This window comes from Pseudomonas flavocrustae, assembly GCF_029872515.1.
Lineage (GTDB): Bacteria > Pseudomonadota > Gammaproteobacteria > Pseudomonadales > Pseudomonadaceae > Chryseomonas > Chryseomonas aestiva.
Genome location: NZ_JAPDIQ010000010.1, coordinates 45,141 through 57,692, shown reverse-complemented (window position 1 = coordinate 57,692; position 12,552 = coordinate 45,141). Strand labels below are relative to the sequence as shown.

15 protein-coding genes and 1 pseudogene are annotated in these 12,552 nt (G+C 67.7%); 12 read left to right on the top strand and 4 right to left on the bottom strand.

What is annotated here, in order from left to right; translation table 11 throughout:
- Window positions 1-29: 29 nt before the first annotated feature.
- Window positions 30-1,748 (top strand): GGDEF domain-containing protein, encoded by a 1,719-nt coding sequence (locus tag OMP44_RS20095; RefSeq protein ID WP_280310745.1) that lies wholly within the window; start codon window positions 30-32, stop codon window positions 1,746-1,748.
- Here OMP44_RS20095 and OMP44_RS20090 read toward each other — a convergent pair.
- Window positions 1,745-3,190, bottom strand: a complete 1,446-nt coding sequence (locus OMP44_RS20090; protein ID WP_280310743.1) for an aminotransferase-like domain-containing protein — start codon at window positions 3,188-3,190, stop codon at window positions 1,745-1,747. The genes OMP44_RS20095 and OMP44_RS20090 overlap by 4 nt on opposite strands.
- 168 nt (window positions 3,191-3,358) lie before the next feature.
- Between OMP44_RS20090 and OMP44_RS25150 the strand changes: the two are divergent.
- Window positions 3,359-3,466 (top strand): annotated as a pseudogene (locus tag OMP44_RS25150) (hypothetical protein); the annotation flags it as partial.
- 86 nt (window positions 3,467-3,552) lie between these two features.
- Here OMP44_RS25150 and OMP44_RS20080 read toward each other — a convergent pair.
- Entirely contained in the window at window positions 3,553-4,599 is a 1,047-nt protein-coding gene (locus tag OMP44_RS20080; RefSeq protein WP_280310741.1) for a metal-dependent hydrolase, read from the bottom strand.
- Window positions 4,600-4,602: 3 nt separating this feature from the next.
- Window positions 4,603-5,352, bottom strand: a complete 750-nt coding sequence (locus OMP44_RS20075) for an alpha/beta fold hydrolase (RefSeq protein ID WP_280310738.1) — start codon at window positions 5,350-5,352, stop codon at window positions 4,603-4,605.
- Between the two features lie 145 nt (window positions 5,353-5,497).
- On the opposite strand from OMP44_RS20075, the gene OMP44_RS20070 reads away from it, so the two are divergent.
- The 5 genes from OMP44_RS20070 (at window position 5,498) to OMP44_RS20050 (ending at window position 8,488) form a co-directional block, all read left to right on the top strand.
- Window positions 5,498-6,202: a glutathione S-transferase N-terminal domain-containing protein gene (locus OMP44_RS20070; protein ID WP_280310737.1), complete on the top strand. Its 705-nt coding sequence runs from the start codon at window positions 5,498-5,500 to the stop codon at window positions 6,200-6,202.
- Window positions 6,202-6,756, top strand: a complete 555-nt coding sequence (locus OMP44_RS20065) for a GNAT family N-acetyltransferase (RefSeq protein ID WP_280310735.1) — start codon at window positions 6,202-6,204, stop codon at window positions 6,754-6,756. Before OMP44_RS20070 ends, OMP44_RS20065 begins: the two co-directional genes overlap by 1 nt.
- A 152-nt stretch (window positions 6,757-6,908) precedes the next feature.
- A complete protein-coding gene (locus OMP44_RS20060) occupies window positions 6,909-7,274 on the top strand; it encodes a hypothetical protein (RefSeq protein WP_252977265.1) in 366 nt (121 codons plus the stop codon).
- 78 nt (window positions 7,275-7,352) lie between these two features.
- A complete protein-coding gene (locus tag OMP44_RS20055; protein ID WP_273862470.1) occupies window positions 7,353-8,051 on the top strand; it encodes a helix-turn-helix transcriptional regulator in 699 nt (232 codons plus the stop codon).
- Window positions 8,052-8,116: 65 nt separating this feature from the next.
- A complete protein-coding gene (locus OMP44_RS20050; protein WP_187981093.1) occupies window positions 8,117-8,488 on the top strand; it encodes a VOC family protein in 372 nt (123 codons plus the stop codon).
- Between the two features lie 150 nt (window positions 8,489-8,638).
- Here OMP44_RS20050 and OMP44_RS20045 read toward each other — a convergent pair whose 3' ends face one another.
- Window positions 8,639-8,905 carry a DksA/TraR family C4-type zinc finger protein gene (locus OMP44_RS20045; protein WP_017642690.1) on the bottom strand — a complete coding sequence of 89 codons (267 nt, stop codon included), beginning with the start codon at window positions 8,903-8,905 and terminating at the stop codon, window positions 8,639-8,641.
- Between OMP44_RS20045 and OMP44_RS20040 the strand changes: the two genes are divergently transcribed.
- The 5 genes from OMP44_RS20040 to OMP44_RS20020 all read left to right on the top strand — a co-directional run bounded on the left by OMP44_RS20040 (window position 8,904) and on the right by OMP44_RS20020 (window position 12,438).
- Window positions 8,904-9,740: a CDP-diacylglycerol diphosphatase gene (locus OMP44_RS20040; protein ID WP_280310731.1), complete on the top strand. Its 837-nt coding sequence runs from the start codon at window positions 8,904-8,906 to the stop codon at window positions 9,738-9,740. The two genes, OMP44_RS20045 and OMP44_RS20040, sit on opposite strands and share 2 nt — an antisense overlap.
- Window positions 9,741-9,762: 22 nt before the next feature.
- Window positions 9,763-9,975, top strand: coding sequence for a hypothetical protein (locus OMP44_RS20035; protein WP_133863253.1), 213 nt, complete (start codon window positions 9,763-9,765; stop codon window positions 9,973-9,975).
- A gap of 236 nt (window positions 9,976-10,211) precedes the next feature.
- On the top strand, window positions 10,212-10,859 hold the full coding sequence (locus OMP44_RS20030; protein ID WP_133863252.1) for a TIGR04211 family SH3 domain-containing protein: 648 nt from the start codon (window positions 10,212-10,214) through the stop codon (window positions 10,857-10,859).
- 115 nt (window positions 10,860-10,974) lie between these two features.
- Entirely contained in the window at window positions 10,975-11,562 is a 588-nt protein-coding gene (locus tag OMP44_RS20025; RefSeq protein ID WP_133863251.1) for an NUDIX domain-containing protein, read from the top strand.
- A 3-nt stretch (window positions 11,563-11,565) separates the two neighbouring features.
- On the top strand, window positions 11,566-12,438 hold the full coding sequence (locus tag OMP44_RS20020) for an oxygenase MpaB family protein (protein WP_280310729.1): 873 nt from the start codon (window positions 11,566-11,568) through the stop codon (window positions 12,436-12,438).
- Window positions 12,439-12,552 lie beyond the last annotated feature (114 nt).

Sequence of the window (12,552 nt, the reverse complement as noted above, 5' to 3'; positions counted from 1 at the left end):
CCTGGGCATGCTCGCTTCGGTGTCGCCTGATGTCTGGCCGTTTTCTGCTGACCGCTCATCTCAATCGACTGATTAATGCCTTGCTGGTGGTGACCTCGCTCGCCACCGCCTGCGGCATGGCCCTGCTCGTCCAGCAGGCCCAGGAGAACTCGATGAGCATGGGCCTGACCCGTGACCAGTTGCCGGTCTACGAGGAGGCGCTGCGGCTGGTGGAGGCCGTCTCCGCCGAGCGTGGCCCGACCAATGCCCTGCTCGGCGGTCGCGGCGGCGATAGCCATGAGCTGGCGCGCGCCCGGGCCCTGAGCGATCAGCGCTTCGCCCGGCTACAGGTGCTGTTGCAGGGCTGCCGGCAATGCAGCGTGACCGCCGAGCAGGCGGCAAACGGCTATCAGACGCTGCTGCAGGCCCGTGCCCGGGTCGACCAGCGCCTCCGGGGGACGCCGGACGATCCCCCGTCCCAGGACATCGCCACCCTGGTCCAGGGCATGTTCCGCGCCCTCGACAGCAACTTCATCACCGCCGACCTCACCCTGCACGACCTCATCCAGCGCAGCCCGGCCGTGGCCATCTACCTGGTCAATGCCAAGCTGGCCGCCCGCCTGCGCGACACCGCCGGACGGCTGGGCTCGCTGCTGACCCCCGCGCTGCAGGCGCAGCGCCTGCCCAGCGGCGCGGAACAGGTCCAGTTGCTGCAGACCCAGGGCCGCATCAACCAGCTGATGGATCTCCTGCGCAGCAACCTCAACCTGGCCCCCGGCCGTCCCGAGCACGACCGCTTCGTGCAGGTGCAGGAGCGCTACCTGGGCGAAGGCCTGGACTGGTACCACCAGACCCTCGCCGCCCTGGCGACCGGCACGGCACCCACTGCGGCCAGCTTCGCCCAGGGCTATGTCCCGACCATGGTCAGCATCCTGGAGTTGCGCGACGAGATGCTGAGTCTGGCCCGTGACGAAGCCGATGCCCTGGCACGCGAGGCCCAGCTGCGGCTGTGGCTGACCATCGCCGCGGCGGTGGGCATCCTGCTGGCGCTGGGTACCGGTCTACTGTTGCTCAAGCAGCGCCTGCTGACGCCGCTGCTGGCCAATACCCAGCGACTGCTCAGCCTCAGCCGGCGCGCCCGACCGCTCGGGACGGTGGCCGAAGATGACCCGCGCAGCCTGTTCGCCGCCTTCGCCCAGCTGGAGGACGAGTTACTGCAGGCCGACCGGCTGCGTGAGGAGCGTGATGCCCTGATCGCCGAACTGGGGGTCCGCGCGGAGACCGACTACCTGACCGGCCTGGCCAATCGACGCGCCTTCGAACGCGAGCTGGCGCAGGGGGTGACCCGCACCGCCGGGCAGCTGGCGGCGATCGCCTTCGATATCGATCACTTCAAGCGCATCAACGACACCTACGGGCACGCCGCCGGTGATCTGCTGCTGCAGCAACTGGCGCAGCGCTGCCGCGAGCTGCTGCGTCCCGGTGATCGCATCGCCCGGATCGGTGGCGAGGAATTCGCCGTGCTCGCCGATGTAGCCCAGCCGACCGACGCCCTGGCACTGGCCGAGCGCCTGCGCTGCGGCATCGCCGAGGCGCCCTTCGCCGTCGGCCCGACCGAGGCGCTGCCGGTCACCGCCAGCTTCGGCGTGGCGGTGACGCCGCGGCTGGCGGAAGGCGTCCCGGTCCGCCTGCTGGCCCAGGCCGATGCCGCCCTCTACCGCGCCAAGCATCGCGGGCGCAATTGCAGCGAGATCGCCGAACTCGGCTAGACCGGCAGGGCCAGCGACCGCGGCAGCGCTTCGTCGAGCAGGCGGCAGGCGGCCTCGCCCACGCGCCGCACGCCCTCCTCGATCCCCGGACGCTGGGCCTGGGCATAGTTCAGGCGCAGGCAGTTACGGTACTTGCCCGAGGCAGAAAAGATGCTGCCGCAGGCGATCTGCACGCTCTGGGCGAGCAGTTCGCGATTGAGTCGATGGCTGTCGCAGGCCTCGGGCAACTCCACCCACAGCAGGAAGCTGCCCTGGGGCTGGCTGACCCGGGTTCCGGCGGGAAAGTAGCGCTGCACCCAGGCACTCATGAGGTCGCGATTGCGCTGGTACTGGGCGCGCATGCGCCGGACGTGCACGGTGTAGTGACCGGCGGCGATGAATTCGGCGATGGCCAGCTGCGGCTGGGGAGCGGTACAGCCGGTGCCTATGTACTTGAGGTGCAGGATTCGCTCGGCATAGCGCCCGGGCGCCACCCAGCCAACCCGGAGACCGGGTGCCAGGGTCTTGGAAAAGGAACTGCAGAGGATTACCCGATCGTCTTCGTCGAAGGCCTTGAGCGCTCGCGCCCGCGGATAGCCATAGAGCAGATCGCCATAGACATCGTCTTCGATCACCGCCAGGTCGTGCTTGCGCGCCAGGGCCACCAGCTGGCGCTTGTTGGCCTCGGGCATGCAGTAGCCCAGGGGATTGTTGCAACTGGGGGTGAGCTGGATGGCCCGTACCGGCCATTGCTCCAGGGCCAGTTCCAGCGCCGGCAGGCTGATGCCGGTGCGCGGATCGGTAGGGATCTCCAGTGCCTTGAGGCCCTGACCCTTGAGGGTCTGCATCACCCCGTGAAAGGTCGGCGAATCCACCGCGACGATGTCGCCCTCCTGGCAGGTGGCGCGCAAGGCCGTGGCCAGGGCCTCGTGGGCACCGCTGGTGATGACGATGTCATCGGCGGTGAGCACGCAGCCGGCATCCAGCTGCAGCCGGGCCACCTGTTCGCGCAAGGCCACTACGCCCTGGATGCTGTCGTAGGACAGCCCGGCATTGCCCGGCCGCCGCGCCAGGCGCGCCATGCCGGCCAGCAAGGGGGCCAGGGTCGGCGCCTCGGTATCCGGCAGGCCGCGGCCGAGTTGCACCCGTACCGAATCCGGAGTGCTGGTCATCAGCTCGCGCACCGGCTCCCACCCGGACACCTCCACCGGCCAGCGCGCCGGACGGGTCACCCGCGGCAACTCGATGACGCGTCTTTCCAGGCGGACGAAATAGCCGGACTTGGGCCGTGGCTCCACCAGCCCGCGATCTTCCAGCAGCCGATAGGCCTGCTGCACCGTGGCCAGACTGACCCCGTGCTCCTGGGCCAGGACGCGCACCGACGGCAGGCGTTCGCCCGGTCGATAGAGACCCTGTTCGATACGACGGCCGAGGGCATCGGCCAGCAGCTGATAGCGATTCATGCTCGGACTATAGCGGCGTAGACAGGAAACGCGCGCCATACAGATGGCCACGCCCTGCACCATACAGCTGACCGCTGTAAGGCGGCTGTATGGCGGACAACCCATCGACCTGGGTCTGCCCCTGACCGTAGAGGCGGCGGAGCATGGAGACAGCCCAGGAGAGACGCCATGCCCAGAGACCCCAGCCTTCACGATCAGACCCGCGCCAGCGGCTGCTGGCTGCTGTTCCAGCGCCAGCTGACCACCCGCCGCATCCTGCCGGACCTTACCGACCGGGAACTGGCCGATATCGGCCTGGATCGCCATACCGCCCTGCACGAGGCCCAGCGCCCCTGGTGGCGGCTGCTGCTGGAGGCCTGGCGTCAGTCCGGCAGGCGCGACAGCCGCGCCGCCCAGTCCGCCACCGGTGCCGGCGACTCCGGGTGCCAGAGTCTGCGCCAGACCACCGCCAGCTGTTCGCGACCGCCGCGCTCGCGCGGCCACAGCGAGGGTTCGGCGACCAGTCGCCAACCGCTGGCCTCGCGCTGAGCCAGGGCGAAACGGAAACTGTGGTAGCCGGTGGCGCCAAGGCGCAGATCGGTCACCACCAGGTCGTCGCCCAGGCGGTCATAGCGCAGCCAGTCGTCGGTGAACCAGCGCAGCCGCTGTTCGGCCGGCGAGTCGGCGACGATCGGCGCCAGTTCGCCCCCGCGTGGCAGCGGGACCAAGGTGGGCGGGCGGTCGTCGAACAGCCCCACCCAGGTTTCCCGGTAGCGTTCGGGTCCGTCATCCACCATGACCCGCCAGAGCAGACTGGTGAAGGGCAGCGGCGCGCTGAACAGGCGTGCATCCGCCTGCCCCTGGGCCGCCAGCGCCTGGCGTACCTGGCGCTCGGCGGAATATTTGGCCACCAGGGTCCAACCCAGATAGGCCGTGGAGAGCAGCAGGGCCACCATGGCCAGCCGAGGGGTTCGGCCCCGGGCGCCAATCACCAGGCCAGCGAGTACCGCCACCAGCAACGGCAGGGTATAGAGCGGATCGATGATGAAGACGCTGGACCAGGCTATCGGGGTGGTCGGCAGCGGCCAGAACAGCTGGGTGCCATAGGTGGTGAAGGCATCCAGCAAGGGATGAGTAATGAGCACCAGCCAGAGCGTCAGGAACAGGCGTGCCTGGCTGTAACCCGGATCGCGCCAGCGACTGCAGATCGAGGTCAGCAGCAGGGCCAGTCCGGTCAGCACGAACAGCGAATGGCTGAAGCCACGGTGGTAGGTCATCTCCTTGACGGCATCGCCGTAGTCGATGACCACATCGAGATCCGGCAGGGTGGCCAGGGCGGCGCCATAGAGGATCGCGCGCCGACCCTGCCAGCGACCCAGCAGTGCGGTCTGGACGGTAGCGCCGAGCACGGCCTGGGTCAGCGAATCCACCGGTCAGAGCTCCCGGGCGAAGTCGAGCATCAGCCGCGCCAGGGCCTGGGGCGTCTGCAGCGGCATCAGGTGACCGGCACCGGGAATGACCTCCAGCCGGCTGTTGGGGAAGGCCGCCAGGGTGGTGCGGCGCTGTTCGTCCGGACCCGGCACCTGCTGGTCATCGGCGCCGCAGACCAGCAGCACCGGATAGTCCAGGGTCTCGATGCGGTCGCTCCAGTCCTCGCGACTGCCTTGATCGACCCAGGCCCGCCAGGCCTGCAGATTCAGCCGCTGGGCATCGGCGATCACCACCTCGCGGATGGCATCGGGCAGGCGATGGGCGCTGGAGTCGTCGACAAAGGCCTCGGCCTCCGCCCGGCTCTTGCCATAGGCGCGCTGGGCATCGCGATCCGCCTCGCTCATGGGCTGCGGCCCGGGCGGCGAAGGCGCCACCAGGATCAGCCCGAGCAGATACTCCGGTCGCCGCGCCGCCAGCACCACGGCCACCTTGCCGGTCATCGAGTGGCCCACCAGGATGCAACGCTCCAGGCCCAGGGCGCGAATGCTGGCATCCACCTGGTCGGCCATCTCGGCGACGCTGTAGCCCTCGACCGCGGCGGCATCGCCGAAACCGGGCGTATTGAGCGCCACGCAACGGTGTTCGCCATCCAGGTAGGGCGTGGTGGGAAACCAGGTGCGGTGCGAGCCGCCGAGAAAGTGCATGAGCACGAAGGTGGGCGAGCCGCTGCCCTGCTGACTGTGGGGAAGCATGGGAAATCCTCGGTGCGGGGCTGAAGGCGGATGCGTCTCAGATGGAGGGGTAGGCATCGCGCGAAGTTCCGCTTCGCTGAAGACCCGGCAACCCGGGCCGCGCTGGCCGGTCTCACCCAGAACCGCCCTCCTTCCGGAGTCCACAATGGCCGATCTGTCGCGCTTCTCCATCACCCACCGCTGGCCCGCCCGGCATCCCGAGCGCCTGCAACTCTATTCGCTGCCCACGCCCAATGGCGTCAAGGTGGCCATCCTGCTGGAAGAGCTCGGCCTGCCCTACGAGGTGCATCGCATCGACTTCGGCCAGGACGACCAGCACACTGCGGAATTCCTCTCCCTGAGCCCCAACAACAAGATCCCCGCCCTCCTCGACCCCGACGGCCCCGGTGGCAAACCCCTGGGGCTGTTCGAGTCCGGCGCCATCCTGCTCTACCTCGCGGAAAAGACCGGACGCCTGCTGCCCGAGGCGCCGGCGCAACGCTACCAGGCCATCCAGTGGCTGATGTTCCAGATGGGAGGCATCGGCCCCATGTTCGGCCAGCTCGGCTTCTTCACCAAGTTCGCCGGCAAGGACATCGAAGACAAGCGCCCCCGCGACCGCTACGTGACCGAGGCCCGGCGCCTGCTCGGCGTGCTGGAAGGTCAGCTCGGGGGCCGCGCCTGGATCCTGGGCGAGGACTACAGCCTCGTCGACATCGCCACCTTCCCCTGGATCCGCGCCCTGCTGGAGGTCTACCAGGTGGCCGACCTGATCGGCTTCCAGGACTTTCCCAAGGTCCGTCGCGCCCTCGACGCCTTCCTCGCCCGCCCGGCGGTGCAACGCGGCCTGCAGATCCCGGCTGCGTCCTGATGCCGGCCGACGTCGACCTGGGGCTGCGCCAGTGGCGAGCGGAGGATGGCGCCGCGTTCGCCAGGCTGAATGCCGATCCCGAGGTGATGCGGCATTTTCCTGCTTGCCTGGACCGGGCGGCCAGTGATGCGCTGCTCCAGCGTTGCCGGCAGGGCATTGCCGAGCGCGGCTGGGGGTTCTGGGCGCTGGAGCGCCGTACCGACGGCGCCCTGCTCGGCTTGCTCGGCATCAGCCCGGTGTCATCCGATCTTCCTTTTGCACCTGCGGTCGAGATCGGCTGGCGGCTGGATCGCCTCTATTGGGGCAAGGGCTACGCCAGCCGCGGTGCCCAGTTGGCCCTGGCCCACGCCTTCGACACTCTCGGACTCGACGAAGTGGTCGCCTTTACCGCGGCAGCCAATCAGCCGTCACTGGCCGTGATGCGCCGGCTGGCGATGGCCGACGCCGGTCACTTCGAACATCCGCGTCTGCCACCAAGCCATCCGCTTCGACCGCATCGGCTGTTTCGGCTGAGCCAGGCGCAATGGACGGCCGCGCGCGTCGCAGCTGAGTAGACTGTCCCCTTCTCCAAGGTAGAGCGGTACCGATGACTGCAAGGCCGGATACACACGAGGCGACCCTGATAGTCGAGACAGTCCACTGGCGCCTGGGTTATCGGTGGGACTCTCGGTATCCCGGTCTTCTGACCCTGAGCAGTCAACAAGCCGTGAGCGACTTCAACACACTCGACGCGCCTAGTCTGGCCGAATTAGGTCAGCAACTGGGGTTCGCCGAGAAACTTCTGCAGCGCTGTTATGCACCCTACAGGGTGGTCTTCTACAAGCTGGGCTTTTCCGCAGGCTTCTCCCTGCACGTGCACATTGCGCCGATTTCGCACGCACTGCTGAACGAAATCGCAGCCCACTCCAGTTACAGCGACGACCCGGATGGCAACGATGCCATCCTCTATCTGAGCCGCGAATATGGCGAGCGAGACCTTGGGCCAGAGGAGCAACAGACGCAAAGGATCGAGATCGCGCGCCTCAGAGAGATGGCCAACGAGCTTTTGCGTCAGCCCGGTAACTTTCTATAGCCGACCTGCCCTATCAAGAAGCCTAAACGCGCCTGGCCACGGCTAGAGCATCACCTGCTCCCAGATTAAACTGCGCGGATGTCACGCTCAGAACGGCTGTTCGATCTGCTCCAGGCCTTGCGCAGGCACCGCCGCGCCGTGAGTGGCCGCGCCTTGGCCGCAGAAACGGGAGTCAGTCTACGCACTCTGTACCGCGACATCGCCAGCCTGCAGGCGCTGGGTGCGGCGATCGAGGGTGAACCGGGCGTCGGCTATATCCTCAAGCCAGGTTTTCTGCTGCCACCGCTGATGTTCACCCCCGAAGAACTTGAAGCCCTTGTCCTCGGCTCGCGCTGGGTAGCCGAACGCACCGATGGCAGCCTGGCAGCGGCCGCCAGCAATGCCCTGGCACGGATCTCCGCGGTCCTGCCGAGCGAGCTGCAAAACGAATTGGCCATGACCACCCTGCTCATCGGACCGAGTCGGGAAACACCCCGCAACCAGGTCGATCCGGCGATCCTGCGTCAAGCCATACGCCAGGAAACCAAGCTCACCCTGGTTTATCGCGATGCCACTGACAGCGAATCCCAGCGCACCATCTGGCCCTTCGCGCTGGCCTACTTCGACGCCGCACGGGTGCTGCTCGGCTGGTGTGAGTTGCGTAAAGACTTCCGTAGCTTTCGCGCCGATCGCATCGTCTCGGCAAAGGCCTGCGAAGAACGCTATCCACAGCGCCGTCAGAGCCTGCTCAGAGATTGGCGAAGGCAGATGAAACGCCAGGGTTCCATGCCTGCCTGAATGCTGACAGAAACTGGCAGTGGGGTTCCTTAGACTGGGCGGCATCACCACAGAGGAGATGCGCCATGCACTACAGCACCAGTCTGATGTTCTATGTTGCCGATGTCCGTACCAGCCGGAATTTCTACGCCGAATTGCTTGGCCTCACCCCGGTCGAGGACGGCCCTGGTTTCGCCCTCTTCGTGCTTCCGTCCGGTCTCGCCCTGGGCTTGTGGACAAGGGAAGCCGTGGTTCCTGCGGTTGGCGCGGGAAGCGCGACGGGTGAATTGGGCTTCAAGGTGGCCAGCATGCCGGCGGTGGATGAGCTGTACGATCGCTGGCGCATGCAGGGCGCCGAAGCGCTTTTACCGCCAACCAACCTGCCGTTCGGCCGCAGCTTCGTCGTACGCGATCCTGACGGTAACCGACTGCGAGGCTATGCGGTGCATCCCGACTGATTCCTGCTGGCGGCCTCACTCCAGCAGCTGGCACGTCACATGCCAGCTGCTGGAGTGAGGCCCGCATGGTACAAACCCTTAGCAGCCTCGATCCTGCGAGACGTCCAGCCCTGTCCAGGTCGCCGCACCATGCCACTGCCCCATCCACCCCTAGCGCAACTGACTGTCCTTGCTCGCCCGCCGGTTGTAGCCGCCGGCGCGCTGGTCTTCGGCGTCCTGCTCGGACTGGCAGCGGATGCACAGGTGCACACCCGGGACCGCCTGGCGGCGCGCCTCGGGGATGGCGTCGCCGCACTCCTCACAATGGGTGAGGCTCGCGCCTCGGTGCAGACGGCTGCGGGCGCGTTGCACCGCATCGTCCACCGTGCTGTCGATCTGTTCCTGAACCGCGCCGTCTCCGGCCCAACCATTGGCCATGGCTGATCTCCCGCTGCATTGCCCTGATAGCCATTGGAAGCGCAGTTCGCGCAGTTGTTCGCTGCCGCCCAGCATCCGCTCGTCGTGGCGGCGCCTGCCGTGGCTGCTGATGCTGGGCGTGGCGCTGACGGGCTGTGCCAGCCGCGACCTGCTGCGCCAGGTCACGACCGGGCTCTGCGTACCCAATGCCCGCCTCACCGGCCTGGCCACCCCCTGTCGCCAGGTGGTCAAGGACTCCGGCTTCGCCGTGCTGCGCGCGCCAGGTGAGCGACAGCATTTCATCCTAGTGCCGCTGCGGCCCCTGCGCGGGCTGGAGAGTCCAGCGCTCTGGCAGCCCGGCCAACCCAACTGGTTCGGTCTGGCCTGGCGCCAGCGCTGGTACCTGGGCGCCTGGGGCCAGGCGCCGGTGGCGGACGAGCGGATCGCCCTGGCCCTCAATGCCCCCAGCGGGCGCAGCCAGGATCAGCTGCATGTGCACCTGGCCTGCCTGCGGCCCGAGGTGCGCGAACAGCTCTCGCCACTGGTGCCCGAGCTGGACGAACACTGGCGCACGCTGCCCATGGCGCTGGCGGGCAGTCGTTATCAGGCGCGGCGGCTGAGCGAAGCCCAGTTGCTGGCCGCGGATTTCTTCCAGGCCCTGGCCAGCCAGCCGCCCTATCCGCTGCCGGACCCACGGCTGTCGCTGGCGGTGATGGCGCTGCCGAGCCGGGACGCCAGCCGCCAGTTCCTGCTGCTGGCCGGCCGCGCAGGCAGCCAGCCGGGCGACCAGGGTTCGGCCGAGCGGCTGCTGGCGGCGGACTGCCAGGGAACGACCGGGGCCCCGGCGACTCAATAGCGCCAGCGCGCCAGGAGGCCCCATGCCGCAGGAATTCCAAGAACTCTTCGACTTCATCGATCAGCTGCTCGCCTGGTCCGACTTCTATCTCAAGTCCGGCCTGCTGCTCTGCGGGGTGGGCATGCTGGCTGGCGCCATCGCCTGGAAACACTGGTGGGGCAAGGCGCTGGCCTTCGGCTGCGCCGGCCTGGGCGCACTCGCGGCCCTGAGTCTGGATCTGTTGCAGCGCCTCTGAAGCGCCGCCGGCAAGATCCTGAATGACCTGGCAGCTTTCGCCTGCCGCCGCATGGCGGCAAGATGACACTGGCCGTCGCTTTCCGCCGCCAAAGCTTGAACTGCTTCACCGTCTCGAACAGCGGGCGCTACGGGTTGGCGGATAGAGCGCGGCAGCTTGCTAGGGTACTGCCCCACAATAATCCGGCTTGTTCACCACGGCCTTCATCTTTTCAGCTCATGCATAAAGACCCGATCATGCCCATGTCCCCATCTCGCCTGCTGTCCCGCCTCCCGCATCTCGGCCTCTGCCTGGCCGCCTCCCTCGCTTCCCTGGCCGGCACCGCCGTGGCCCAGGAAGGCACTGCCCGCTGGGTCAGCGACAGCCTGACCACCTATGTCCGCAGTGGTCCCACCGATGGCTATCGCATCGTCGGCACCCTCAAGTCCGGGCAGAAGGTCGAGCTGATCAGCACCCAGGGCGACTACAGCCAGGTGCGCGGCGAAGGCGGCAGCACCGTCTGGATCCCCAATGCCGACCTGCAGGCCAAGCCCGGCCAGGCCGAGCGCCTGCCGCAGCTGGAACAGCAGGTGGCCGAGTTGAGCGGCCAGCTCAAGACCATCGACGACAGCTGGAAGAATCGCGTCCAGGGCATGCAGGAGACCCTGGATTCGCGCAAGAAGCAGATCGACGAACTGGAGAGCCGCCGCAAGGATCTCGACGCCCAGCTCACCCAGGCCCAGTCGGAATTGCGCAGCACCCAGGCCAAGCTCGGCAACGAGAACAAGCAGGCGCTGATGCAGTACATGGTCTACGGCGGCAGCATCGCCGGCGCCGGCCTGCTGGCCGGCCTGATCCTGCCGTCCATGACGCGGGGTCGCAAGAAGAACGACCGCTGGTTCTAGACGTCGGCTATCAGCCGTCCTCACGGCGGGGTGGAACCCGGGGTCGCGGCGCGTGCCTTAAAAAGGCACCGCTTCTGCTACCGTGGCCCGACGCCTCCCGTCCAGACGAGCCCCCATGCCCGATACCCCGCGCGTTCGCATCCAGCAGGTCGAGACCCTTTCCGCCGACTGGGGCCTGCTGAAAAAGACCACCTTCGACTACCTGCGCCGCGACGGCAGCTGGCAACGCCAGACCCGCGAGACCTACGACCGCGGCAATGGCGCCACCATCTTGCTGTATGACCGCGAACGGCGCACCGTGCTGCTGATCCGCCAGTTCCGCCTGCCGACCCTGGGCAACGGCCTGGCCGATGGCCTGCTGGTGGAGACCCCCGCCGGCCTGCTCGATGCGGCCGCCCCGGAAGAGCGCATCAAGGCCGAAGTCGAGGAAGAGACCGGCTATCGCCTGGACAACGTCCAGCACCTGTTCGACGCCTTCATGAGTCCCGGCTCGGTGACCGAGTTGCTGCACTTCTTTGCTGCTGAATACCGCGCCGACCAGCGCATCGCCGACGGCGGTGGCCTGCATGAGGAAGGCGAGGACATAGAGCTGCTGGAATTGCCCTTCGACGAGGCTCTGGCCATGGCCCGTGACGGTCGGCTGCTGGATGGCAAGACCATCATGCTGCTGCAGTACGCCGCCCTCTACCTGCTGTCGCGCTAGCCCATGGAACTGATCCGCAACCGTATCGAGCGGCAGGTGATGAGCCTCACCGGACTGTCCCTGGGCGAAGTCGACTACGAGCAGCCGCCGGGCGATCCGGGGCTGTTCGGGCCTGACAGCATCCCCTGGCGGGTACACAGCGACTTCACCTGCATGCTGATCGGCGGTATCGCCGCCCTGCTCATGCAGACCCTGCACCCGCTGGCCCTGGCCGGGGTCTGGGACCATTCGAAGTTTCGCGAAGACATGCTCGGCCGCCTGCGCCGCACCGGCCAGTTCATCGCCGCCACCACCTTCGGCAGCCGCGGCGATGCCGAGCGGCTGATCGCCCGGGTCCAGGCCATCCACCGGCATATCCGCGGCCAGGCCGCCGACGGTCGCCCCTACAGCGCCGAAGACCCGGCGCTGCTGACCTGGGTCCATGTGGCCGAGGTCAGCCATTTCCTCGCGGCCTATCTGCGCTATTTCGATCCTCAGCTGCCGGGTGCCGAACAGGATCGCTACTACGCCGAGATCGCCCTGGTCGCCGAACGCCTGGGCGCGACCGACGTGCCCCGCTCGCGAGCGGAGATCGCCGCCTACTACCAGGCGATACGCCCCCAACTGGTCTGCGACGAACGCAGCCGCGAGGTCTGCCGGGTGCTGCTGCAGGCGCCCGCGCCCAGCGCCCTGGCCAAGCCCTTCGGCGCCCTGATGATGCAGGCCGGCATCGACCTGCTGCCCGGCTGGGCCAGCGCGGAACTGGGTTTCCACCAGGGTCCGCTGCAACGGCAGCTGATTCGCACCGGTATCGGCGCCACCGCCCCGGTGCTGCGCTGGGCCGTCCGCAACGGCTCTTCCCATCGCGCCAGGCGGCGGATGGGGATCGAGGGCTGAGGCAGGTTGAATTGAGACGGCTTCATCGTCGAAGCCCAAGAGCCCGAGTTACGTCAAGGCATTCGGACGACCCCCTCTCCCCCAGGGAGAGGGTTGGGGTGAGGGCGCGCCTCA